Here is a 26,367-nt window from a genome sequence, read left to right as displayed (position 1 = left end):
CTTTTTGAGTTTGTTTATTTCAGATTACGCGTCAGCGTTCTTCTTTGGCTTTTTGAAGATGGCATATATTTCTATCAGCAATCCTAACACAATTACGATGGGCGCTAATGTAATGCGTCTGAAGCTGTATACCACTTTATAGTCGAACTGGTTGGGTTCGTTTTTACCGCCAGACATGAGCAATAAACCTAAAGCCACTACTGCTGCTCCAATAAGCATCCACATGTAGTTCTCTTTTGTAAATAATACCGGAATTGACGGTTTTTTGTCAGACATATGTTACCTGGTTTTGTGGCTGCAAAATAGTGGATTTCTGAAAATTAATTAGTCTGTGGCGCAAAATGTCTTGATCTTTTAGCATTTCTTAGAAAAAGATCGTTCAAGGCAGTAGCCAATTTTTTCAGGGTTTCACCATCCCGCTCATCATAACCGTTTGCCGCCAGGGCTTCTGCTTCCGGGATGGCCTTTTCCGGCATATCCAGGTACATGTATATCACGGCTTTATTATAGTAGCTGCTGTAGCGCATTTTACGGTCAGCTTTATCTGTGCCCGGGTATTTGGTTTTTACCGATTCAAAATAGTCCAGGATAGGAGCCATAGCAGCGCTAAAGCTGTCGAGTGACTCATTAGCTGTCATGTGCGCAAAAGCGATCTTGATTTTTTCAATGGCTTCCTGCTGTGCCTGGTGTTCGGGGTGTTTTTTCGCGTTCAGTATCCACAGGTAGTCGTAACCACCACGCTGGGGAAAGCCAAAATCGTTGCTCAGGCCACGGCTCAGGTTGGCGGTGGCATTATTAATAATATTGGCAGTAAGCGACTTTTTTACTTCAATCCTGTTATTGTTCCAGTACTCAGAAGCTTCGCGCCGGTTGTTGTAGGAAGAAGAGGTATAGGTGCTGGAAGTGCCCAACGCCGCATTGTAAATAACCACGCCCTGGTTGTCTACCGCTTTACCGGTGCAGGTAAGGCTGTATTTGGCGGTGGCAAAATAGGTGTATACACGGCCGGTTTCTTTACCATCTTTATCCTTTTTAATTTCTACGTTCTCTTTTATCTCAATATCGCTGAAACTTAAATCGCTGGCAGTAAGGGTAACACTGATGGCTGGGTTTTGGGCGTCCCATTTTAAACCATCGATCACAATATTCCCTTCAATGGTTTCTAACGGAATAGAATTGCTGATGTTGCCGGGCACTACTGCACGGGCATAATAACTCAATGCATTGGGACTAATGGGCCTGTGTGGCAGATCGCGATACTGATATTGGATCGTGTACCGGTCTAAATCAACTTTTTGCGCCTGTGCGCCGGAAATAAATAGTGCTGTTGTCAGTAGTAACACTGAATACTTCATGGTAGTTGGGTTTGAGGTTATTTTTAATCAAGGGGATACTGCCAAAGGGCAGTAAATGTGCCGAAAAATAAGCGTTTTTTTAACATTTTCAGTCGGGAAATAAAAAAGACCCCGTTTTATGCGGGGCCTTTTTCCACTTTTAAAGTCTATCGTTTAATACAGATCGTCCAGTTTCATTTTCAGGTATTTCATTACACTACGGTGGGTACTGAATAAAGAAATACCTACGCCTATGGCAATCATGCCGCCAAATAAAATGAGTGTTAACTGTGTGTTATGGATGGCTTTCAGTTGTGGAAACTGATTTTCGGCCCATTGTATCACACTGAAAAGGATAGCGATGGCTATTACCGAGCTGATAAGCCCGTTTAACACAGCGCGCAAGTCCATCGGTTTCACAATAAAACCACGGGTGGCGCCTACCATTTGCATGGTTTTAATTAAAAAGCGGTTGCTGAACATGGCCAGGCGAATGGTGGTATCTATGCTTACTACTATAATAACGCACAACACTATGGCTATTACCAGGAAAATAGCGCCCAGTTTGCTGGTGCGCTCGTTCAGGCTGCTTACCAGGCTTTGCGGGTATTGTAAATCGGTGATCTGGTTGCCGTAGGCCGACATTAATACGGTAGAGATCTTTTTCAGGCTGTCGTTATTTACATACTGCGCCTTGGTGTAAAAGTCAATGCTTTCCGGCAGGGGGTTATAGTCCAGGAATTTACTCCAGTCTTCATTATTTTCCTTGTTCCAGATTTCCTTCGCGGTTTCTTTATTAATATACTTTACCTCCCGGGCAAAAGGCTGGCCTGCTATAAACTGCTGAATCTGACTGATAGAATCTTTATTCAGGGTACGCAGGTAGGCGCTGATGCGGATATCTTCTTTAAAGGCGTTGCTGGCCTGACTGAAATTGAGGAACAACCATCCCATTATTCCCATGATTAACAGTACAATGGCTACACCAATGATACTGTATACATAACTGGGCTTGCTTCTGCCTGCTGATAATTTGCCAAATTGCGCCATGCTTATAAATTAGTTTAGAAAGGTTAGTACCCGGGCAAATTTAGGGTATTTGCCCCCTTAAAAACTTACCTTTGCGGCCTAAATAGCTAAAAAATACCAATAACTATTCCGGCTTTTTTAGTTTTTTGCATCAGACTCATTACTTATACACTGTATGGAATACGATTTCAGAAAAATTGAACAGCATTGGCAGGACTACTGGAAGCAAACCAATGCGTACAAGGTGGCTAACAATTCAGAGAAACCCAAGTATTATGTGCTGGATATGTTCCCTTATCCCAGTGGGGCAGGGTTGCATGTGGGCCATCCGCTAGGCTATATTTCCAGCGACATCTATGCACGTTTTAAACGTTTAAAAGGGTTTAACGTGCTACATCCAATGGGGTATGATGCTTTTGGGTTACCGGCCGAGCAGTATGCTATTGAGCATGGCGTGCATCCGGCTGTGAGTACAGATAAAAATATCGCCACTTTCCGCAAGCAGCTGGATAATATCGGTTTTTGCTTTGATTGGGACAGGGAAGTGCGTACTTCAGATGTCTCTTATTATAAATGGACGCAGTGGATTTTTCTGCAACTGTTCAATAGTTTCTACAATCGTGTAAGTAATAAAGCGGAAAATATTTCGGTGCTGGCAGCTTCTTTTGAAAAAGAAGGTAACAGCGTACACCCTTTCCCCAGCGCCCAGTATAAACTGGCCAATGGTAAAGCTACTTTTACGGCTGCTGACTGGAAGGCTTTTGATGAAGCTACCCAGCAAGGTATTTTAATGGAATACCGTTTAAGCTTTTGTGGTTATGGTGAGGTAAACTGGTGCGAAGGTTTAGGCACCGTGCTGGCAAACGACGAAGTGATCAATGGGGTAAGTGAACGCGGTGGTTTTCCGGTGGTGAAAAAGAAACTGCGTCAGTGGTACCTGCGTATTACCGAGTATGCCGACAGGTTGCTGGAAGGGCTGGAGCGTGTTGATTACAGTGATGCCATGAAAGAAATGCAAACCAACTGGATTGGTAAAAGCTATGGCGCTGAAATTGACTTTGCAGTAAGCAGCGAAGCAGTAACTGCCGATTTAACACTGACCGTGTATACCACCCGCCCCGATACCATTTTTGGGGTAGACTTTATGGTAGTAGCGCCAGAACATGAACTGATTGAACAAATAACCACTGCCGGCCAAAAGCAGGCAGTAGAGGAATATATCGCTTATGTAAAAAGCCGTAGCGACCGTGAGCGTATGGCGGAAAAGAAAATTTCCGGCTGCTTTACGGGGGCTTATGTCATTAATCCTTTCAGCGGTAAAAAAGTGCCGGTGTGGATTTCTGAATATGTATTGGCGGGCTATGGTACCGGTGCTATTATGGCGGTGCCTTGTGGTGATGAACGTGATTTTAAATTTGCACAGCATTTTAATATCCCGGTTACCAACATTATTGGTGATGCCTTCGATGGCAATGAAGCCAATGCTACCAAAGATGCCCTGTTACAAAATAGCGATTTCCTGAACGGCGTGGGCATGCGTGAAGCGATGGCCATTGTTATTGATAAGTTGGTGGAAATGGGTATAGGTAAAAGGAAAGTGAACTTTAAAATGCGCGATGCTGCTTTCAGCCGCCAGCGTTATTGGGGTGAGCCATTCCCTGTTAAATGGATCAATGGCGTAGCTTATCCTTTAAGCGAAAATGAACTGCCACTTGAATTGCCTTTTATTGAGAAATATGGCCCTGGTCCGGAAGGGGAAGGCCCGCTGGCCAATGTACCTGCCTGGACAGAGCGTCACCTGGAAACCAACACCATGCCCGGCTATGCAGGCAGCAGCTGGTATTTCCTGCGCTATATGGACCCACATAATAACGAGACTTTCTGCGACAGAAAAGTAAGTGATTACTGGGGACAGGTAGATGTGTACATAGGTGGTACAGAGCACGCGGTTGGACATTTGCTGTATAGCCGTATGTGGACTAAAATATTATTCGACCTGGGACATATCGGACACGACGAACCGTACAAGCGGTTAGTAAACCAGGGCATGATACAGGGCAGCAGCCGTTTTGTGTACAGGGTAAGAGGGACTAATCAATATGTATCTGGCGGTTTAGCTGATCAATATGAAACGGACAGGTTACATGTAGATGTAAACATTGTAGACGGAGTGGAGTTGGATACTGCAGCGTTTAAACAATGGAAGCCTGAATTTGCTGATGCTACATTTATCCTGGAAGATGGGAAATATATCTGTTCCAGTGAGGTGGAGAAGATGTCTAAGAGCAAATTCAATACGGTTAACCCGGATGTGCTGGTAGAAAAATACGGGGCAGACACTTTCCGTATGTATGAAATGTTCTTAGGCCCTGTGGAGCAAAGCAAACCCTGGGATACTAAAGGTATTGAAGGCGTACACCGTTTCCTGCGTAAGCTGTGGCGTTTGTTCTTTGACGAAGTAAAGGGCAAAGTATGGACTGATGAAAAAGCTACTGATGCAGAATTGAAAGTGTTGCATAAGGCTATTCAGAAAATTGAAAAAGATACCGAAGCTTTTTCTTTCAATACAGCTGTGAGTGCCTTTATGGTGTGTGTGAATGAGCTGAGTGATTTGAAATGCAATAAGAAAGAAATACTGCAACATGTGCTGGTATTGCTTACGCCTTATGCACCACACATTGCAGAGCAGTTATGGAGCGAATTAGGCAATGCTGGTTCTGTGTTGGATGCAGCTTATCCTGTGTTTGAAGAAAAATATGTAACAGAATCTACTAAAGAATATCCTGTTAGTATTAATGGTAAACTGCGTACCACTATTCATATCGATTTAAATGCATCGCAGGCGGAAGTAGAAGCGATTGTATTTGCAAACGAAGTAGTACAAAAATGGGTAGATGGCCAGCCTGTTAAAAAGTTCGTTTTCGTGAAAGGTAAAATGGTGAACGTTGTAATATAAACGTTATTGTATAGTGGAGAGCGGGATGCATGAAAATGTGTCCCGCTCTTTTTTACAGGTGCTTTAGTATACAAAGCCTACGCCTTCCTTATCAATAATGCGTTTCATTTCGTTCATTTTCTCCAGGCTTATATTACCGCTAAGTGTATATTCTTTTTCAAATAGGTTTACACCTGCCTTCATTAACTGCTTTTGCTGATCGAAGTATTCATGGATGTAACAAATGAATTTTGCCGGGTTGCCTGCATATAAAGCGTTTGCTTCTAATTTTTTGGTAACGATAGAGCCCGCTCCAACTATCACGTTATCTTCTATAGTTACACCAGGCATAATAATGCAGCCAGCTCCTACGAAAACATTATTACCAATTATAACATTTTTTACCTTACTATAATTCAGGTAAAGCTTGGTACTGGCATCGTGAGCAAGTATATGTACCCGTGGTGCAAATGTGACATTATCACCTATGGTAATATGCCAGAAGTGTGATGGGTCTATAATACAACCTTGCATCATTGAAAAATTTTTACCTATACTCATTCCTCTTTTCTTCAACGCTGCTATTTTACTTTCTGAAGTTAGTCCCAGCATGTTTTTTAAAAAAAAGATCAGTTTCCGTTTCATACTTTTTAATAATAGGTATTAATAAGAAGTTACTTTTATCAATAATGTAAACATGTTAGCTGATTTTTTTTATCATAAATAACTCATATACTACTTTATATAATTTAGTTCTGAAAAGAAATAAATAAAAAAGCCCCTATGTAGAAACAAGGGGGCGTTGCTAACCTATGAAAAACACCTATTTAAATAAAATAATAATCTAATTGTTATTTATTGGAGCAAGTTAACATTTTCGTTTTATTGAATATAAAACTTGCGACGAAATATTTGCTTCCTGCGGCGAATTCAAAGTAATTTCCAGTAAATAACAGGCATTTTGCCGATTAATACTGGTTATTTCACTTCCTTCAGCATTTCCTTTACAGCAGCTTCCAGTTGGTCGTCTTTGCCATTCAGGAAGTCTTCATAAGGCAGTGTAACCTTGATATCTGGTTCAACCTGAAGGTTTTCTGTAGGTCTGTTTTCTTTCCCGATAGTAGCTACCATTGGAATACCAAACACAATGGTAGGGTCTATTTGTTGCTCCCACCAAACAGCGGTACCGGTGCCGGCTACCGGCATACCCACTAGTTTGCCAATGGCATTTTGTTTATAGATATAAGGGAAAATGAATGCGTCGCTATAGTTGCCTTCACTCATTAACACGCAGCTGGGCTTTTGCCAGCGACTCACAGGTTCACCGCCCGTGGCAATGTTTCCTTGAGGAGCAAAGCGCAGATAGGTTTTGCCACTGAGGAAGGTGTTTAAGTCGTCATGCAACCAGCCACCGCCATTGAAACGGGTGTCTACAATCAACGCTTTCTTTTCCAGGTTACGGCCCATCACCTTGTCAAACACTTCACGAAAACTGCCGTCGTTCATACCCTGTACATGTACATAACCAATCTGGCCATTGCTCAGCTTATCTACCATTTTGGTCATCTTATCCACCCAACGTGTATACAGTAAAGCATTTTCTTCGCCAATGGTAATCGGTTTTACGGTTTCGTCCCAACTACCCTGGCCGTCTTTCACACTTAATAAAGTGTTTTTATCTGCCTTTTGGTTCAGCAGTTTAGCCCAGTCGATATTATCTGTAATGGCTTCGCCGTCAATCTTTTCAATAATAGTTCCGGCTTTAATTTTACTGCCGGCTTTGTCCAGCGGACCGCCTGAAATTACCTCTGTCACTTTTAAACCATTGCCGGTGTAGCTTTCATCATACAACAGGCCCAGGCTGGCGGTAACATCTGCATTGGCCATGCGCGGGCTGTAACGGCCACCGGTGTGCGAGCCATTCAATTCGCCCAGCAGCTCACTTAACAGTTCCTGGAAATCGTAGTTATTGCTGATGTGTGGTAAAAAGCGGGCGTAGGTGTCGTGATAACCTTTCCAGTTAATACCATGAATAGCAGGATCATAAAATTTCTTCTGTACCTGTCTCCAGGTGTGCTCATAAATATAGCTGCGTTCAGCGGCGGCATCCAACACCATATCTCCGCTAATGCCAATAGGGGTTACTTTACCGCTTTCCGCATCAATTTTCACCAGGCCACCCCTGTTGCTGGCAAACAGGCTTTTGCCGTCTTTGCTCACTTCCAAACCGCTGGGGCTGCCACCGAGTTTAGCTAGGATACGGGTATCATGCGTGCGGGGCTCCGTTACCCACAGGTCAAAGCCTTTTTCAAAAGAAGACAAATAATACAGCTTGCTGCCGTCTTTGCTTAAAATATAGTCACTGATAGAAGAGCTGTTGATGGTAAGCTTTACCCGGCGATTGTCTAAATCGTCCAGGTTTAACACCAACGGAGTTTTGCTGTCTTCTTTCGTTTTTTTATCGTCTTTCTTAGTCGTGTCTTTCTTTTCTTCTTTTTCTTTCAGCAGTGCGAGTTCTTCTTTGCTCAGTTTAAAACGGTCGTACTGCTCTTTATCAAAGAATACCCCAAACACATCTACTTCGCGGCTGCCTTGTACTGCCAGTGAGCGGCGTCCGTCGCGGTCGCTGGTCCAGGTAAGCATTTTACCATCCAGGGCCCATTTGGCACTGCCTTCACCAAACCCGCTGTTTACCGGGTAGGATATAGCCTGTGAACCATCTGCTTTAATTAAGCCTGTGTTGCTGGTAAAAAAATAATTGCGCTGATCGTCGGTGATAATCCATTTGCTGTCGGGGCTCCACTGGAACGACCAGTCGCCGTCGCTATAGCTGTGGTTATGACCTGCCGGCAACAGGGTGCGCGTTTTTTTGCTGGCCAGGTTGTATACTTTTAAAATATTACGCTCTTCTACATAAGCTACTTCCTTACCATCCGGTGAAAATTTCGGCTGAAATTCTTCTGCATCGGTAGCAATTAAAGGCTCTTCTTTAATAAGAGTTGCGGCGTAAAAATAAGGTTCGTCTTTACGCACAATCGTAGCCTGGTAAATGTCCCAGCTATTGTTTCTTTCTGCTGAGTATAACAGGGTTTTACCATCAGGCGACCATTCAATCATACGCTCCTGTGAAGGGGTGTTGGTAATGCGTTTGGTTTGTCCGCCTTCTACACTGGTTACAAACACCTCACCACGGTTTACAAAGGCAATTTCTTTACCATTAGGACTTACTGTAAACTCGGTAACATTACCGTTGATGGGAATGTTTTTTTCTACATTGCCCCGTCCGTCATTAGCAATCAAGATACTTACCTTTTTAGGGGTGCCATCATTTTGCAGGGTGTATATTTCACCATTCCAGCTAAAACACAAAGTGTTATTGCTGCTGCGGCTGAGGTGGCGCACCGGGTTGTCTTTGAATTTAGTAAGTTGTTGTTCGCTTGCGCCAGCTGTCAGGGATGCTTTATACAGGTTTTGTGTGCCATCTTTTTCATTGAGATAGTAAAAAGATTGATCATCACTGCTGAAAACAGGTTCCCTGTCTTCCCCTTCAAAACTGGTAAGTTTACGGTAACTGTTAGCGCCTATGTCCATTACCCATATGTCGCGGGTTACAGCAGAGGTATGGTGTTTGCGCCAGGCATCTTCATAGCCTTTGCGGTCCTGGAAAATCAGCTGGGTGCCTTTGCTGTTGTAGTGGGCATTTTCCATACCAGCAGCACTGATCAATACCGGGCGGCCACCGGTTACAGCAACGCTGTATAAGTTCTGAAACAGGCGTGGACTGTTAAAGCGTACACTGGTAGCAGGTGCGGTGCGCCCACTGCCAAAGATCACTTTTTTGTCGTCGGTAGTGAAGTCATACGGATAATCGTTAGCGCTGTTATTGGTAACGCGGGTAGGAGCGCCACCTGTAGCAGGCATTACAAACACGTCAAAGTTGCCATACCTGTCGCTGGCAAAAGCAATGGTTTTTCCGTCGTGGCTCCATACAGGCATCATGTCCTGGGCCTCATGAATAGTTAATGGAACGGCTGTTCCTCCCTGGGCATCTACCCGGTAAATATCCCCTTTGTAGCCAAACAGAATTGTTTTTCCATCTGGTGAAATACTGGGGTATCTTAGCCATAAGGGATTGTTTTGAGCGGCGGCGGTAAGGCCAATGCAGGATAAGCCAATCGCCAGTAGTTTACGCATCTTCATTTACTGCTGTTTAGTTTCTCGAATAATGGCTAAAGATAAGAAGGATGGAAAAGGATTTTTACTATGATTGGGAAGTGGGTCGGTAAATTGATGGATGAGCGGTAATTGCTATAAAAGTGAATAGAGTTGTATATGATACAGGTAGATAAAGCCAGTTTGCACCAGGTAGTCCCATTTTCACCTGGAGCAGATAAGTTGTTATTGATGGATTTTACCGCTGCTAATGCCGCATTAACAGAAAACCTGGTGAGCAACCCGGTATTGCTGAACAGCTCCATAGAAGTATGGTTAAGGCAGGCAAATGCACGCTATGGAATAGGCGGGTATGCCGAAGACAGGGCCTTATACCGAACCAGAGCTTTGTTTGGCAATGCAGATAACAATACTGCTGGCGAATCGCGTAGCATACATCTGGGTATTGACATCTGGGGCCCGGAAGGCACGCCTGTTTACGCTCCACTGGCAGGCGTGGTGCATAGCTTTGCTTTTAATAACCAGCCGGGCGATTATGGGGCAACTATTATTGTACAGCATACAGTAAATGGCAATACTTTTCATACACTGTATGGACACCTGTCGTTTGATAGTATACGGGAGTTGGCAAAAGGGCAGGAGATTGCGGCAGGGGCATTACTGGCCAGGTTTGGCAACCTTGCCGAAAATGGTAACTGGCCGCCGCACCTGCATTTTCAGGTGGTGATAGATATGCAGGGGAAAGAAGGAGATTATCCGGGTGTATGCAAGCCTTCTGAAAAGGATGAATATCTGGCTAATTGTCCGGATGCAGACAAGCTATTGCAGATGATGCGGTATGCAACAGCCTTATGAGAGTATTTCCTTTCTAAAATGTGTAAAGCTTACACCGGAGTTATTTTTAAAAAACTTGCTGAAATGTGCAATGTCTGTAAAGCCAAGCATATAGGCAATCTCCTTCATACTATTATTGGAATGAATAGCTTGCTTTTTAGCTTCCATAACAATTAACCGTTGAATTTGTGCGCTTGCGGTGGAGCCTGTTATTTTTTTTACGGCCCGGTTCAGGTAGTTAGGCGACACGCATAATTCACTGGCAAAATCAGATACCTGTTTCATACTGGTGAAGTTAGATTTTAGCAGGTACATGAACCGCTGCACCAGTTCACCATCTTTGGATGTGGGCATGGTTTCCTTTCTGCCTGTAAGCTTGCGCGAGAAGTAGGCGCTGAGTATATACAGTAAACCCGATAAAATTTCAGACCGCAGCAGGTTATAACTATTATACTCATTTTTCATAATAGTAGTGATAAATGCTATTTCCGATTGTATGGCTGCATCTGCTACGATGATAGAAGTGCTCATAATGGCTGAATAAGGGTGTAAAGCACCTGTTCCTCTTTTATAAATGCCTGCCCGGTATAAAAACTCTTCCGAAAAGGAGATGTAATACCCTTTAGCATTCCCATTGGTCTGTATCCTGCGTATCTGGCCGGGAACCAGGCAGTATATGAAATTATCACTGATAATATGGGTATCCACATCTATGGCTATTAACCCCGCAGCGGTAGTAAAACAGATGATTTCGTAGCGGGTAAGCCGTTTGCGCTCGCCTTTTAATAAATGAACGCAGGCTGGCTCATCCAGTAGTTGGATGTCAAAAGCATTTTCCTGTTCCGGACTATAAGAAGGTTTGCCTGCAGTGTATAATAACTGGTTGTTCATAGCGGTTTCTATTTTCAGCACAATGCGTCAGTTACAACTAAAATGCCATACCTTAAATTGTTGATTATTAGATAGTTGAGATGTATGGTATCTCCTTAAATCATGATATATCATAAATTTATCGTAGTTAATAGGGATATATCGCAAATGAAGGCAGTAACTGTTGATGTCCCCTCAGATTAAAAATACATTAGCAAAAAATGCGAAGAGAGACGGCCGGATTAAGATTAGGAAGTTATTATGAAAGAGTGGAAAAGCTTTTTGTACCTTTACTCAGCTACAAATCCGGTATCCGTTAAGAGTTTTAGATTTTTCTTAAAACATAACCTATTGTTTTATAATCAGATACTTATCTGAATTCTACTCATTTATTTGACGGGCGGCAAATAATCTATTATAGAAAAATAAAATATTGTTCAGTATTGTATTATCAATGAATACAATATGATGTTGTTCTGAAAAATGAACAAAACTGAATATCCCTTTCCCTGTGTGGGATTTGCTCATATATAATTTAATCTGAATTTAATTTATCGTTTAAAAAACAAACATTGCGGCCTTAATTGAATGGTAATCACTTTTCAATTAAGGCTAAAAGGCAGTTATTAAAAATTAGGATAATCCGTGTGATTAACTGTAGCGGTAGCTATTTTTTAGAAGTTAGTTCCCGATATACGATTTGTTATGAAATTAAGTCTTGTTCCTTCTATTGCCATGTGTGTAATGGCAATGGCCTGTTCTACAACAAAATATAGCACAGTGCCTTATTTTACAGATTTGCCGGAAAAATCTACAGTTGATATTAAGAGAGTCGCTTTTCAGGCCCCGGTTATACAAACAGATGATCTGTTAAATATTGTTATTCAAACTGCAGATGGTACTACTGCAACAGTTTTAGCAGCTACGCCAGCTGTTCTTTCGGTATCTAACCCAGCATTGCAATCTGCTGCCAGTGCCCAAATCAATAATTCAATGCAACCTAGCGTAACCAGTTACCTGGTTAATCAGTATGGAGATATAGAACTACCTATGTTGGGAAAAATACATGTTGCCGGATTAACAACTGTTGCTGCTAAAGATAGTATACGTGGCAGGGCTTCCGTGCATTTGAATGACCCTACGGTAACTGTTCGTTTTGCTAATTTTAAAATTAATATAATGGGAGAGGTCAGCAGGCCTGGAACATATGTTGTGCCTAATGAAAAAATATCAGTATTAGATGCATTAGCTCTTGCTGGGGATATTACCGTTTTTGGAAAAAAAGAGAATGTGAAAATTATAAGGAATCTCGGGGATAGCAGCAGGGTGTTTATACTTAATCTGAACGAAACTTCTTCTCTTCAATCTGCAAGCTTTTATTTGAAGCAGAATGATGTAATATATGTAGAACCTGGTAAGACCAAATTAGCTAATCTGGATGGTACTAAAACAAGAAACTTTGCTATTGCAGCTTCTGTATTGTCCGTCATCATTGTATTAGCTACCAGAATAAATTAACGATATAACCTATGGATTCGGAAAATGTAACAGAGCAGCATCAGAAGGATGGACAAACCTTTTCAACAATTTTCAGTTTTGTATTGGATCATTGGAAGATTTTTTTATTGTGTATTCTTTTTAGTCTGGTAGGGGGATGGTTTTATCTTAAAATCGCCACTCCGGTATACAAGGTAACCGCTAAGATATTGGTAGATGATGATCAAAAGGCTGGTAGCTTATTTGGAGCTTCCTCCAATGTAATGCAGGATTTTAATAGTTTGCTGGGAGGAAAAAGTAATGTGGACAATGAATCACAAGTGTTGCAAACACAGGACTTGATGGAAAGAGTAGTGAAAGACATGCAGTTGAACGTTAAGTACTTTGAACAGAAAGACTTAGTATATCGGGAAATGTATCCAGAAACAGCTGTTACCATAACAGCTGTCAATTCAATAGGTGCTGGGAGTGCAGTTTTTACATTGTCTGAACAAGAAGATGGTGCCATAAAAGTAGAGGAGCAGGTTGGGAAAACTGACACCAGTGCTTCGATTAAAGAAACGCATGTTGCCAAATTTGGTTATCCAATTAATATGCATTCTGGCATTTATCAATTTAATAAATCACAAGGCTATATTAAGGGCAGAAAGTATAAAGTAACTATTTCCACTCTTGATAAAAGTATTGAAGAATTACAGCATATGCTTTCTGTAAAGGTGCCTAATAAACAGGTAACTACTATTAATCTGGAGCTTGCTTATCCCGTTCCGGCAAAAGGGAGAAGCATTTTAGCTACCCTTGTAAAGCAGTATATAAATGGCAATCTGGATCAAAAAAATGCTTTTGCTGATAGTACGATGACTTTTATAGATCGTAGACTTGCTATTGTGAACGCAGACCTTAGTCAGGTTGAACGCCAGGTGCAGGATTTTAAGCAGAGGCATAATATTGCCGATATGGATGAGCAGGCAAAAGTGCTTATTCATCAATGGGAGCAGCAAGGTGTAAATGTAAATAGTATCAATACTGAACTTTCATTAGTTGATACTTTAACCAGGATGTTTACTAACCAGAACTTTAAAAATAAGATGGTGCCTGGTTTACTCACTAAAGATCCTGTGTTTTTAGAGTTATTAGCTATTTATAATGAAAATCAACTTTTAAGAGAAAAGCTGCTAAGTAATTTTACTCCTAACAACCCACAGATTAAAAATATTGATGTTCAGCTTGAAGGATTGCGCGCTAAGATGCTGGATCATTTAACAGTTGTAAGAAAAGGATTGATGGTATCTTTTAATCAACTTGATTCAATAGGTGGAAGCAATACGGTAAACATCAGAAAGGTACCTGAAATTCAACGCAACTATCTTGATTTAGTACGACAGCAAGAAATTAAGCAGGCTTTATTTGTTTTCCTGCTGCAAAAAAGAGAAGAGATTGCTGTTACTAAAGCTTCTAATATTGCTAACTCTCGTTTAATAGATAGTCCACGAGCTGAATATAGGCCAGTGTGGCCTAAAAAGCCATTGGTAATGTTAATGGCGCTTTTACTCGGAATTGTTATTCCTTATTTTGGATTATCTGCTATTAATATGTTGAACAATAGGGTGAAAAGTTCTGATGAAGTAATAGCGCTAAGTCAGATAGGCCTGGTGGGAGAAATAAGCCATAGTGAAATTTCATCTCCGCTTATTTATAAGGAAAAGCCAGATTCTATTATTGCAGAACAATTCAGAGCCATTCGTACAAACTTACAGTTCGTAAACGGAACGGTGAAGTGTCCGGTTATATTATTCACGTCCAGTTTAGGGGGCGAGGGTAAGTCGTTTGCTGCACTTAATCTTGCTCAGGCATTCGCTTCAACAGGAAAAAAAACAGTGTTGATGGAGCTTGATCTTAGAAAACCAAAGGTTGCCAGCTATTTGAACATAGATGCAGAAAATGGCTTTTCTAACTATATGGTAAGCAACCTGCCGCTTTATAAAATAATAGTACCATCAGGAATAGAAAAGCTTGACTTATTGCCATCTGGCCCATTGCCGCCTAATCCTGCTGAATTATTGTTGCATGAAAAAATGAATGACTTAATTGCTGAATTAAGAGACAGCTACGATGTAATTATCATGGATACGCCACCTGTAGGACTCGTAACTGATGCACAAATTCTGGCATCTTACGCAACTACCTGCTTGTATATGGTTAGAATAGATTATACCTATAAAAATCGTTTAACTATTCCACTGGAATTAAAAACATCAGGTAAAATGAAGAATATTTACCTGGTTATTAATGACGTTAAACGAAAAGCTTCCCATAGATATGGATATGGAGGCTATAAGTATGATGAGGAGTATGGTTATGGTAGTAAGCAAAAGAATACGAAGCCGCGTGTGAGAGTTCTTTTAAAAGAGAAAAAGCAGGGATAGAATTTTATGAATATTAAAAATATTATAATTAGCTCTCCTGCTTATATCGTTCCTGCGCTTATAAACTTTGCAGCTTTAATTGTTTTTACTAGAAGCTTGTCATTAGAAGCTTATGGAATGTTGTCTCTTACATTAGTGACCATTGAGTTTTTGCAGGTATTATTATATCAATGGATAAAACAGGCGATGCTCCGTTTTTATGATGATGAAAAATATTCTGTTTCAATAGCACTTCGTCTTTGCGGTTATATTACTATGGCTTTACTGGTACTGACACTTGTTGCTGTATTGGGAAATAAATTTCTTCATTGGGGAACTTTCAGCTGGTTTTTGGTTGTTATGGTAGGGTGCTTTTCAAGAGGGATGGCTAATGTGGTGCTCGATTATGTAAGAATATCCAGGCCAGGGTTAAGAGCTTATACTACATTATCAGTGCTGGTTAATTTTTGTTATTATGTTCCCGCAATTGTATGGGTACTCTTTAAAAAAAATACGGAGGTTGATAGTGTTTTATATATACAGGTTTTCTCTTTACTTGTATTATTAGCGATCATATCTGTAGTATTCAATAAAACAATCGTAATACTGGTAAATACAAAACCTGATCAGTTGTTTTTTAAAAAGTTTTTGTTATTCGCGTTTCCCTTAATACCGGTAATTGTTGCTTCTAATTTATTTGTACGGGTAGACCGATATATTATTGAGGTAAATGCAGGATTAACGCAGTTGGGGGCATATTCGGCTGCTTATTCTTTGTCAAGTATGGTAATAGCATCTTTCTTTAATATCCTTACACTGCCAACCTATCCTAATATTATCAGACATCTGAATCAGGAAAATATAACTCTGGCAAGAAAAATATTTAAGAAGAATGGTGATTATATTATGCTTGTTGCTATCCCACTTCTTGTACTTGTTTTTTTGTATAATAATTTTATTTGTACGCTTCTTTTTAAAGACAAGGCGCTTGTGGTTGCTAAGGTTTTTCCCGTGGTAGTGATCGCCACTTTTTTGCATAACTGCAAAATTCATTATTTTGATCAGGTATTTCAGTTTTTGAAAAAGACAAAGCAATACATGGTGCAGTGTGTTGTGATAGGGGTAGTTCATTTATTGGTTGCATTTGAGTGGTCAAAATATAAGGGGTGTGCGGGTGTAGCTTATTCTACTATGATACTTAACGTATGTGCGATGTTCTACGTTTACTTTTTTAGTTTCCATTCATTCAAGATAGAGTTGAGTCGCAAGGCTTTTTTTATTGCTACTTTTTGCTGCATGGCTATTGTGGCTGTTTATTGTTTTACCTATACCTATTATGGCTATAAATGATATTGACAATTGAGGCGAAGCAACGTATAGTTGTAAGAGTGACTTTGTGTCTGTGTTTTTTGGGAAAGGGGATACTAGAGCTGCTTAATTATCCGATGGGAGAGTTTGCTGTATCTTCATACACAAAGTTTCATCCACTAACTTATCTGTCGGCTTGCTTGTTAGTTGGGCAGATATTTATGAATTGGAGTGGAATAGTTGTTTTTTTTAGGCAAAGTAAAGCTGCGTTGTATTATTTGTATACGCTTACATTGCTATTTATTTATTTAATATTGGCAGACACTGGTGCCAGTCTTTCTCCTTTAATTGATACATTAGTGGTTCCACTTGTATTACTTATTTGTTTTAATAGTTACGGAAATAATGTAAAAAAAGATGCTGTTCATTTAGCCTGTGTGCTAATTATGATAAACTCATTTTTAGCTATATATGAAAGAATAATGGGAGTAAATGTGTTTCCTATTCAAAATACATATGGTTTTGTTTTCAGGTCTACAGCCTTACTCGGTCATCCTTTAAATAACGCATTATACTCCCTTGCTTTTATTTTGTATTATCTAGTAATAAATATGAGCCCTGGGAAAAAAATGATTCGAATTGGCATTCTTTTGATCGCTTTAGTTTGTTTTGGTGCCCGTGGTTGTTTATATACTGCTGCTATTTCTATTCTTATGTTATATGTGTTGCCGGTTTCTGTTTCGTATAACGATTACTTTAAGCGAATTAATAAGTTGTATGCTATTTCTCTTGTGATAGTTTGTTTTTCTGTATTTGTGTACATGGTTTTGTATACTTCTTTTGGAGAAAGATTGATGGAGGCTTCGTTCTTTGATGATAGTGCCGATGTTCGATTGCAAGCTATTAGTTTACTAGATTTTAATAGCATTTCTGAAATGCTTTGGGCAAAGTCTCAAGATGTGGTGGATATGATTTCATATGGCGCTGGGGTAGATATTATTGAAAATTTTTTCGTAGTATGGATTCTTAAGTTTGGACTAATATTTACAGTTATATTATTGTTTGCTTTGTTTTACTTTTTACGTAATAAAAACTCAATTGTAAATGTATGGATTAAGGGCCTTCTACTCATATTGTTTTTTGTTGCTTCTGCAACCAATAATTCATTAGCTACTAACACACAGGTGTTATTTGTTTTAGTAGCTCTTTTTTCCTTTGAAAAAGACAAAGGCCTTTTCGTTTATTAGTTTTCAATCCATGAATGCATATTCTAATATCATGAGTGAAACTGTTACCAAAAAAGTAATAGCGCATGTCACCTTTTCGTTTACGAATGGTGGTACTGAGAATGTAATTGTAGACCTTGTTAACTTTCAGGTAAATATATTTCCGGTAGTAATGCTGGTGATTATTAATAACGCGGTAGATGAAGATTTGCTGAAACAGGTAGATGCGCGGGTAGTGGTTATTCGTTTAAAGCGATCGCCCGGCTCAAGATCGCCTATGCATGTGATTCGCTTAAACCGTATACTACTCACCTATAATCCTGATGTTATTCATGCCCATCATGAAAAAGTAATTTCATTGATATATGGTGCATCAGGTAAAAAAATACTGACCGTGCATGCTACAGGATATGAGGTGGGTAATATGCACAAGTATTCTAAAGTAATTGGTATTTCACCAGCGGTAGAGTATGATGTCAAAGCCAGATCTACCAACCTGCTCAACGCTGCTATTATGCCTAATGGTGTGGATACAGGAAAAGTAAGGTCAAGATGGCTGGGCAATTTCAAGTCTCCGCTTAAAATGGTGCAGATTGGCCGGTTGGTTCATTCGGTAAAAGGTCAGCACATATTGTTGTCTGCCTTGCATCAATTGCTCACTGTACATAAGGTGCATGATTTTGAAATGCATTTTGTGGGTGAAGGCCCCTCTCGGGAGTTTTTAGAGCAGTTATGCCATTCACTTGGGCTGCAAAAACAGGTATCCTTTCTGGGATTAAAAGACAGGGATTGGATATACGACAATCTTTGTGAGTATGGTCTGTTAATACAGCCCTCATTGGAAGAAGGTTTCGGATTAGCTATTGCAGAAGCGATGGCTGCCAACGTACTGAGTGTGGTAGCTGATTTACCTGCTCCTATGATGCTGATAGAAAATGGTCGTTTGGGATATTATTTTGAAAAGGGGAATGCCGGCTCCTGTGCAGCAACAATAATGGAGGTGATAAACTCCAGTCAGGATCAGCGACAGAAAATGCGCGAAGCTGCCCGGGAACATGTATTGACCCATTACTCCCTGCAAACGATGAACGAAGCATATGTGTCTTTATACAACGCCAGTTAAGCTGGGCAATTAGTCATGATCATGTATAACGGAAGTAATGCTTTTATAACGGGGCCGCTTGCCAGAAAAGTACTTACTGCGGGGGTACAGTTTAAAAATAATCGAGGGGGAATTGGGGGAGTGATTGCTACTTACGAAAAATATTTTGCTCCTTTTTATTTTGTACCCACTTATAAGCCACAACGTTTTAAACCGGCTATTGTATCTTATTACCTGTATCATATGGTAAGGCTGGTAATGGCTTTGTTACTAAAGCCTTCTATTAAAATTGTTCATATACACGGTGCAGCCAAAGGCAGTTTTTACAGAAAGTATGGTGTGTTTTTTATAGCAAAATACGTGTTCCGTAAACGAGTGATCTATCATAGCCATGGTTCGGAGTTTAAAGATTTTTACGACCACGCAGGTAAGATCAGTGCAGCCTGGATCAGGCATTTTTTCAGGCGTGTAGACCTGGTTATTTGTTTGTCTGAAAGCTGGAAAACCTGGTTTCTATCAAGGTTTGAGGTGAAGAAGATCGTTGTGTTGGAAAATATTGTAGAAAAGTCAGTTACTGCCGTTCCACATAATGAAGATGCTACTACAATAATGGAATTTTTGTTCCTGGGAGCTATTGGCGATCGTAAAGGAGTGTTTGATTTACTGGCAGCGATAAAAAAATATAAAACTGCCTTTGCAGGTAAAATGCACCTGGTAGTGGGCGGTAATGGTGCGGTAGATAAATTAACCCGGTTTATTGAAGAGGAAGGGTTACAAGAACTGGTTACTTACAAAGGATGGCTCACCGGGCATGATAAAATAAAATCGATCAGCAACTCACAGGTATACATACTTCCTTCTTACAATGAGGGGTTACCGCTTTCTATATTGGAAGCTATGAGTTTTGGCAAGGCTATTATATCTACGCCTGTTGGGGGAATAGAAGAAATAGTAAAGCCAGGTTACAATGGTTACCTGGTAAAGCCTGGTGCGATAGATGAAATTGCAGATGCTATGCTGCAATGTATTCAAAAACCTTCCCTTGTTGCTGCCATGGGAGCCCATTCTAAAAAGGTGGTAGCGCCTTATTATGCAGAGGAAGTAATACCCAAGTTGGCTGCTGTGTACGAGGGGTTATTGAAACGCTAGTTTTCTTCTTAATTATAATACATACGTTATGAAATTGCTTGTAATTGCTTCTGCAGGAGGGCATTGGGTTCAATTGCAACGCCTGCTTCCTGCTTTTGAACAGTATGATATTTCTTTTATGTCTACGAATGGCAAGCTGCGGGACACCATTGGTGAGCGTCCTTTTTTTCTCATCAGAGATGCCAACAGATGGAACAAGTGGAAGTTGATAAAGTCGTTTGTGGAAGTTTTTTACATCGTTACAAAACTAAGGCCTGACGCTATTGTAACTACCGGTGCTGCTCCTGGTTTAATGGGCATTATAGCCGGTCGTTTCTGGGGATGCAAAACGGTTTGGGTAGATAGTATTGCCAATGTAGAAAAGCTTTCTATGAGTGGCAAAATAGCCAGGCGTTTTGCTGACAGGGTGTATACGCAATGGCCGCACCTGGCAGCAGAGAACCTTATTTATTACAATGGAAATGTATTAGCATGATATTCGTGACAATAGGTACACAGGAGCCTTTTGACAGGTTGATAAAGGCGGTAGATGATATGGCGGGTGTGATAAAAGAGCACGAAGTAGTGGCCCAGGTGGCACATACCAGACATGTGGTAAAGCATATGACCTGCTATCCTTTTTTAGATCCCGTAGGATTTAATCAGTATTTCAATAAAGCTTCTTTAATTATTGCGCATGCGGGCATGGGTACTATTATTTCTGCGCTGGAGAAGGGAAAGCCTATTATAGTGCTGCCCCGTCAGTTACAATACAAAGAGCATCGTAGCAATCACCAGATGGCTACTGCTAAATATATGGAGGAACTAAAGTATATACACGTTGTGTATGACGAGGCGTTGCTAGCCGAAAAAGTAGATTATGTTTTACACCAGAATTTAAAACCATTGCATACGATAGGAGCAGTTGCATCGGAACAACTGCTGTCTGAGTTAAATGCGTTTATTTCATCGTGATGTGTTTACATCTTTAAAAACGAATAATATGGGAAATCGATCAATTCAGCTGTTTAGACTAACCTTCATTATTTGTGATTTTGTCATTATTAATGTCTGTTTACTTTGCTTTCACCTGGTATTTTCCATTAGCGGAATAGAGCTTTCGTTTGTTGCAGACAATAATGATTATTTAATGTACAATGTGGCCTGGGTGGCGGCTGCCGTGTTTTGCGATTTATATGCCTACCATACCAACGCAGTGGTAAAGTTGATTTATAAAAACACCCTGAAAACCTTTTTACTTTTTTCTGCTATTGTGGCGGCGTATGTAGTGCATTCGTATGGAATGGATGAAGCTGTTCAGGTATTGTTTGCCTACTTTGTTACACTGGCAGTATTATTAACCCTTGTGCGCATATTTAATGCGTATGTATTAGACTTTGTAATAAAGAAAACAAGGCTCACCCAGCGTATCGCTATTGTAGGCCATAGTAATAATGCCGTGCAGCTGGCCGATTATTTTAAAGAGCAGAACAGGTTGTACAGCGTAGAAAAAATGTTTGACCTGGAAGAACCAGGCAAGCTTTCGGTGGGTAAAGATGGCAGGATCATTAACCCTATTGAAAACTGTATTGAGTTTGCCCGGAAAAACGATATACGTGAAATTTATTTTGCTTCGCCCTACAGACATAGCGACGAACTGACTTCTTTGCTGGAAACCGCCGAAAAAAATTGTGTGCGGGTAAAGTTTGTAGACAAGCATGCATTGAAAGGGGTAAGGCCAGGTCGTAAGGAGAATGTGCGCCTGCATTATATGGATCATTTTCAGGTAGAAAGTCTGAGGGCAGAACCTTTAGACAGATACCGTAACCGGATAGTAAAAAGAATGTTTGATGTGGTGTTTAGTCTGCTGGTAATAGTGCTGGTGCTGTCGTGGTTGTTGCCACTGGTGGCGTTGCTTATTAAACTGGAATCGAAAGGTCCGGTGTTTTTTACACAGCTACGTTCGGGGCGTAATAATCGTCCCTTTATGTGCTTTAAGTTTCGCAGCATGTTTTTGAATAAATACAGCGACGACATGCAGGCTACCCGGGGAGATGCCAGGGTAACACGTGTGGGTAGCTTTTTAAGAAGAACAAGTTTAGATGAGTTTCCCCAGTTTTTTAATGTGTTAAAAGGAGATATGAGCATTGTAGGCCCCAGGCCGCATATGCTTAAGCATACGGAAAAATACAGCGCTATTATCAGCGAGTATATGGTAAGGCAGTTTTTAAAACCAGGCATCACGGGTTGGGCACAGGTGCGTGGCTATAGAGGAGAAACAAAAGATACTTTGTTGATGGAGAAAAGAGTGACGCACGATATCTGGTATATGGAGAACTGGAAGTTGTTGCTTGATTTTAAAATAGTGTTGTACACGGTTGTTAATATATTAAAAGGTGATGATTCAGTTTTTTAAATCATTCCTGTTGATGGTGTTGTGCCTGCTATGTACGGCACAGGCTACTGCTCAGCTGGATTCATTGCAAGGCTATGTGAGCACCCGTGCGTTTGGTGCTTACAAAAAGCAGGTGCCATTCTGGATGCGTTCAGCTGTATATGGTAATAAGCCAAGCCCTGATGGAGTGGTGGATATGACTGTGGGAGTATATAAACCCTATCAGTTAGATAAAGAGTTTAATTGGTCGGCAGGGATGGAAGTGCAGGGAAGTGTAAAAGCAGTTACAGTTATTGAAGCGTTTGCTAAACTAAAATGGCGTAACTGGGAGATAGCAGCTGGCCGTATGAAAGATATGGTGGGTTTAGCTGATTCTTCTTTGTCATCCGGATCGTTCAGTGTTTCCGGTAATGCACTTGGAATTCCACAGGTGAAAATTGGATTGTCTGATTATACTCCTCTTCCTGTGTTGAATCAATGGATTGCGGTAAAAGCAAGCTTGTCGTACGGATGGATAGGGCGAGTGCCTGTCCAGAATATTGACCGCCAGCCCAATGTGAATGATGCGCAAACGTATTTTCATGCAGGTTCGTTTTATGCACGGATAGGAAAGCCGGATGCCCGCTTGCAGTTTTATATCGGTGCTAACCATGAAGTGATGTGGGGGGATGAAAAGCGCATATATGGTTCGATATTTCCTTTATCCCCTGCCAAAACATTTCTGTATGCAGTACTAGGGAAAACGTATGGAAGTGTGCAGGATACTTCCTTTGCCAAATCCAAAGTAGGTAACCAGTTGGGGTCTGTGGATGTTGGCATGGAGTATAAAGGCGATCGGTATGCGGTATTTCTATATCGGCAAAACATATACGATGTAGGCGCTTTGGCCAGGCTGGCTAATATAATGGATGGGCTCAATGGTATTCGTATTATCAATCTGCAGGAAGCACGCCGTGCACTTCATATACATAAAATGGTGTTCGAATTGCTGTACACGAAAAACCAGGCAGGAGGGCTCAAGGCCCGGTATGTGAAATCGGGAGATGAAAACTATTATAACAACTATGTCTACACACAGGGCTGGTCTTATAAAGGAGCAGCGATAGGTAATCCCTTTATCACATTGAGAAGCGATGGGCGTGCATCACTTTCAGCAGGAGACGAAAGAGATTATTTTGTTAACAACCGGGTGTTGGCTTTGTATGCAGGTATCCAGGGTAATTACAAGGATATAGGCTTTACTGGAAAAATAGCGCTCTCTAAAAACTGGGGCACATATGGTTCCAGTCCCGAAGGGCATTCAACAGGGCCCTATCGGTATCCACCACCGCCTTCATTATATTTTCATGAGAAAAACCAGGTGTCTTTATATGGCAGTTTTGATAAAGCCATCGGGAAAGGTTTTATGCTCGATCTGGCAGGGGCACTGGATACAGGCAGTCTGTTGTATTACAATGTAGCAGTGGCACTTACGCTGCGAAAGGTTTTTAAATAACGTATATCCAACCACTTCATATATCAACTAAAAAACTATGATCAAAAAATGTATGTTCCTGATAGCATGCCTGTTATCGGCTAATGCTATGATTTTTGCACAGGTGAATGCAGTTACCAGTGATTCAGTAGCTGTAGCTGTGCCCGACACCTTACATCGTGCTGCTATTCGTGGAGCCAATAAGGTAGCAGTTATTATCGGCACCCAGGGATTAGGACTGGATGTTTCCCGCAAAGTCAATTCTTTTCTGGCTATCAGGCTGGGCGGCAGTTATCTTCCTTTTTCTACTACTGTTAAAGGAACAGCACTGGGCGATATTAACACGAACGTGAAAGTAAAATCAAAAGACTTTGTGAATGCACACCTGGTGGCCGATTTTTATCCTTTTAAAAAGGCTGGTTTTCGGTTAAGTCCGGGTATTGGTTACTTCTTTCATGCAAAGGGAGAAGCTAAAATCACGCCTGATGCCAACTACAAGTGGAATGATGTAACCTTAACGCCGGAGCAGATAGGCTCTTCCACAGGAACACTGGATTGGAATGGTGTTGCTGCTTTTGCCAGTGCAGGCTACGATTTCAAAGCTACCCGTAAGTTTCCGGTAAGCATTTCTTTGGAATTAGGTAGCTATTATTTACCAGCTCCTGAAGCGCACATGACAGGCGAAAAACTGTTGTCAGAAAACAGTTCAAATGAAGCGCAGTTTCGCAGAAACACTAAAAATTACCGCTGGTTACCTGTGTTGCAGTTAAGCCTGGGCTATGCTTTCTAAACCAATTTTTCATCTACCTAATCGCATTATATGAAAACAAAATTACTCCTTGCTCTTTCTTTGATTTTAGCTGTAGGATTATTCCTGCGTTGTAAAAAGCCTACGGATGGCTTTACCTATTATTTTAACTCTACGGTATTTGAATATACCGCTTCGTATAAATTTTCCGATCCGGCCAATGGCAATAGTGTGCCTGCTGGTTTAACAGTAACTGCTGTAGGTAATAATGCCGGAGAGATATATGACTTGTCTGGCTTTAAGAAAATAAATGTGATCAATGGTATGATAACAGTAGGTTTACATCCGGAAGCCAGTCCTGCATCAGGATCTACTTTTACGGTAAATCTGCTGGTACAGGCGCCAGGTTTCAGAGATGAAAACATTACGGTAAACTTTGTTTATGGCGATTACAATAAGCCATTGAAAACCTACCCTATGTTAAACCTTACCAAGCCGGCTGCAGGTGTTGCTGTAACTACACAAACTATTGCACTAAGCAATGGAGTGAGTACCGCTCCGGTAGAAGTAGGCACTTCACTTTCTGCAACAGCTGAACAAACCGCTACTTTAAAAATAGACGCAGGCACACAGATACAGGATGCCAATGGTAATCCTATCAATGCTGCCAGTGTAAGTGCTTCTGTGGCTAACTTTGATGTAGAAAAGCCGGAAGCCTTACAGTTTATTCCGGGAGGAAGTCTTGTGCAGGATGGGGTTATGATTAACGGTGTACCTACCAGAATTTTATTTTCACCTGCAGCCATGGCTTCTATTGAAATGACTGCCGGAGGTACAGATGTAAAGAAATTCAGCAAACCGGTAAATATCGAGTTTGGGCTAAATGAAAATACACAAAACCCGGTAACTGGTCAGGCATTGAAATTAGGTGATGTATTTAAAGTATACAGTTATGAAGTAAGCACTAACACCTGGACGTATGAAAGCTCAGGAACAGTGGGCGGTACTGCTAATAGCCTTACTGCCAATTTTGGTATATCGCATTTGACCACCTTTTTAATTGACATGGCTGCCAGCGATAACCTGTTATGTCCTGCTACTTCTTTCACAGTTAATTTACAGTCTTCTAATATGCCGGGTGTAAGCACCGATCCTTATTCCTTTAAGGTGTATTCTGCGCTGTTGCAAAAAACAGTTACCAGCACAGTTTCGGTATTTGATAGTTCACATACACAGCTGGTATTAACAGGATTACCTAAAGGAAATATTACTATTACAGCCTATAACAGCCTGGGGGCGCAAATTGGTAGTGTAACGCTGGATCTTTGTTCGGCACTTACAGGTGTTTTAGGTCTGGATATTCCGGTGGTAACACCTACACAACCTCAGCTCACCATTAGCATTGCTGGTAAATGCGCCAATGGTAATTCTCCGGCTGTAGGAACCAAAGCGCCGGGTGGCACTATTATTATGTATCGCGAAGCAGGGGTAGGTGATTATAAACCATTAGGAGTGGTAAATGCAGATGGAAACCTGGTAACTACCAGTTTGGTGAACAATAAGCAATACGACTTCAATAGTTCGTTTTCGTCGCCTACAGATGGTAAGCAGGTAACTATTAGCAGAATAGGCCAGTCTTTAACTTCTGCTGAAAACAATGCAGATTATTCTTTAAGCTATTCTGACGGAAACACGAAGGCTGTGATGATGTTTACCTATGCAGTAAAAAATAACAAATATTGTAAATAAAGCAGGCGGTTGCATAAAGCGGCCAATGTAATAATGATGTAGTATTTACGGCAACCTTATGGTTGCTGCTTCTGATAACTTGGAATATGGGGAAGGGCCCGGCGTTTGCCGGGCCTTTTTTATTGCGCTCACCTGTGCTGGCATACGGCTACATTCAGGG

At 41.0% G+C, this 26,367-nt stretch carries 20 protein-coding genes; 14 read left to right on the top strand and 6 right to left on the bottom strand.

Features of this window, described 5'->3' with window-relative positions:
* Positions 1-24: 24 nt before the first annotated feature.
* From FLA_RS25005 to FLA_RS24995, 3 genes are all read right to left on the bottom strand, one after another.
* Positions 25-276: a DUF3098 domain-containing protein gene (locus FLA_RS25005; RefSeq protein ID WP_076375469.1), complete on the bottom strand. Its 252-nt coding sequence runs from the start codon at positions 274-276 to the stop codon at positions 25-27.
* 44 nt (positions 277-320) lie between these two features.
* Positions 321-1,355: a hypothetical protein gene (locus FLA_RS25000; RefSeq protein ID WP_076375467.1), complete on the bottom strand. Its 1,035-nt coding sequence runs from the start codon at positions 1,353-1,355 to the stop codon at positions 321-323.
* Positions 1,356-1,508: 153 nt separating this feature from the next.
* Positions 1,509-2,384: a cell division protein FtsX gene (locus FLA_RS24995; RefSeq protein WP_076375465.1), complete on the bottom strand. Its 876-nt coding sequence runs from the start codon at positions 2,382-2,384 to the stop codon at positions 1,509-1,511.
* Positions 2,385-2,538: 154 nt separating this feature from the next.
* Here FLA_RS24995 and leuS point away from each other — a divergent pair, with 154 nt between their 5' ends.
* On the top strand, positions 2,539-5,319 hold the full coding sequence (gene leuS / locus FLA_RS24990; RefSeq protein WP_076375463.1) for a leucine--tRNA ligase: 2,781 nt from the start codon (positions 2,539-2,541) through the stop codon (positions 5,317-5,319).
* Between the two features lie 63 nt (positions 5,320-5,382).
* On the opposite strand, the gene FLA_RS24985 is transcribed toward leuS, so the two are convergent.
* Together FLA_RS24985 and FLA_RS24980 are read right to left on the bottom strand one after the other, a co-directional pair.
* Positions 5,383-5,943 carry an acyltransferase gene (locus FLA_RS24985; protein WP_084206007.1) on the bottom strand — a complete coding sequence of 187 codons (561 nt, stop codon included), beginning with the start codon at positions 5,941-5,943 and terminating at the stop codon, positions 5,383-5,385.
* Positions 5,944-6,276: 333 nt separating this feature from the next.
* The gene (locus FLA_RS24980) at positions 6,277-9,498 is read right to left on the bottom strand and encodes a S41 family peptidase (protein WP_231940326.1); all 3,222 of its coding nucleotides are present in this window, start codon (positions 9,496-9,498) and stop codon (positions 6,277-6,279) included.
* Between the two features lie 132 nt (positions 9,499-9,630).
* Between FLA_RS24980 and FLA_RS24975 the strand changes: the two genes are divergently transcribed.
* The gene (locus FLA_RS24975) at positions 9,631-10,326 is read left to right on the top strand and encodes a peptidoglycan DD-metalloendopeptidase family protein (RefSeq protein WP_076375461.1); all 696 of its coding nucleotides are present in this window, start codon (positions 9,631-9,633) and stop codon (positions 10,324-10,326) included.
* Here the strand turns inward: FLA_RS24975 and FLA_RS24970 are convergent.
* Positions 10,321-11,217 (bottom strand): helix-turn-helix domain-containing protein, encoded by an 897-nt coding sequence (locus tag FLA_RS24970; RefSeq protein ID WP_144263953.1) that lies wholly within the window; start codon positions 11,215-11,217, stop codon positions 10,321-10,323. The two genes, FLA_RS24975 and FLA_RS24970, sit on opposite strands and share 6 nt — an antisense overlap.
* A 663-nt stretch (positions 11,218-11,880) precedes the next feature.
* On the opposite strand from FLA_RS24970, the gene FLA_RS24965 reads away from it, so the two are divergent.
* From FLA_RS24965 to FLA_RS24910, 12 genes are read left to right on the top strand one after another with little or no spacing between them, the layout of a single operon-like run.
* Positions 11,881-12,693, top strand: coding sequence for a polysaccharide biosynthesis/export family protein (locus FLA_RS24965; RefSeq protein ID WP_076375457.1), 813 nt, complete (start codon positions 11,881-11,883; stop codon positions 12,691-12,693).
* An 11-nt stretch (positions 12,694-12,704) separates the two neighbouring features.
* Entirely contained in the window at positions 12,705-15,098 is a 2,394-nt protein-coding gene (locus tag FLA_RS24960; protein ID WP_076375455.1) for a GumC family protein, read from the top strand.
* Positions 15,099-15,104: 6 nt separating this feature from the next.
* A complete protein-coding gene (locus tag FLA_RS24955) occupies positions 15,105-16,427 on the top strand; it encodes a lipopolysaccharide biosynthesis protein (RefSeq protein ID WP_076375453.1) in 1,323 nt (440 codons plus the stop codon).
* The gene (locus tag FLA_RS24950; protein WP_076375451.1) at positions 16,424-17,632 is read left to right on the top strand and encodes a VpsF family polysaccharide biosynthesis protein; all 1,209 of its coding nucleotides are present in this window, start codon (positions 16,424-16,426) and stop codon (positions 17,630-17,632) included. The genes FLA_RS24955 and FLA_RS24950 overlap by 4 nt, the downstream gene beginning before the upstream one ends.
* 31 nt (positions 17,633-17,663) lie before the next feature.
* Positions 17,664-18,734: a glycosyltransferase gene (locus FLA_RS24945; protein WP_159445055.1), complete on the top strand. Its 1,071-nt coding sequence runs from the start codon at positions 17,664-17,666 to the stop codon at positions 18,732-18,734.
* A gap of 21 nt (positions 18,735-18,755) precedes the next feature.
* Positions 18,756-19,862, top strand: a complete 1,107-nt coding sequence (locus FLA_RS24940) for a glycosyltransferase family 4 protein (protein WP_076375447.1) — start codon at positions 18,756-18,758, stop codon at positions 19,860-19,862.
* 28 nt (positions 19,863-19,890) lie between these two features.
* Positions 19,891-20,337: a glycosyltransferase family protein gene (locus tag FLA_RS24935; protein ID WP_076375445.1), complete on the top strand. Its 447-nt coding sequence runs from the start codon at positions 19,891-19,893 to the stop codon at positions 20,335-20,337.
* The gene (locus FLA_RS24930; RefSeq protein ID WP_076375443.1) at positions 20,334-20,816 is read left to right on the top strand and encodes a glycosyltransferase; all 483 of its coding nucleotides are present in this window, start codon (positions 20,334-20,336) and stop codon (positions 20,814-20,816) included. The genes FLA_RS24935 and FLA_RS24930 overlap by 4 nt, the downstream gene beginning before the upstream one ends.
* A gap of 28 nt (positions 20,817-20,844) precedes the next feature.
* Positions 20,845-22,257, top strand: a complete 1,413-nt coding sequence (locus FLA_RS24925; RefSeq protein ID WP_076375441.1) for an exopolysaccharide biosynthesis polyprenyl glycosylphosphotransferase — start codon at positions 20,845-20,847, stop codon at positions 22,255-22,257.
* Entirely contained in the window at positions 22,241-23,731 is a 1,491-nt protein-coding gene (locus tag FLA_RS24920) for a capsule assembly Wzi family protein (protein WP_076375439.1), read from the top strand. The genes FLA_RS24925 and FLA_RS24920 overlap by 17 nt, the downstream gene beginning before the upstream one ends.
* Before the next feature lie 37 nt (positions 23,732-23,768).
* Positions 23,769-24,500 (top strand): hypothetical protein, encoded by a 732-nt coding sequence (locus FLA_RS24915; protein ID WP_084206004.1) that lies wholly within the window; start codon positions 23,769-23,771, stop codon positions 24,498-24,500.
* Positions 24,501-24,530: 30 nt separating this feature from the next.
* Entirely contained in the window at positions 24,531-26,207 is a 1,677-nt protein-coding gene (locus FLA_RS24910) for a hypothetical protein (protein WP_076375437.1), read from the top strand.
* Positions 26,208-26,367 lie beyond the last annotated feature (160 nt).

This window comes from Filimonas lacunae, from assembly GCF_002355595.1.
GTDB classification, from domain to species: Bacteria; Bacteroidota; Bacteroidia; order Chitinophagales; family Chitinophagaceae; genus Filimonas; species Filimonas lacunae.
This window is presented reverse-complemented; position numbering and strand designations above follow the sequence as displayed.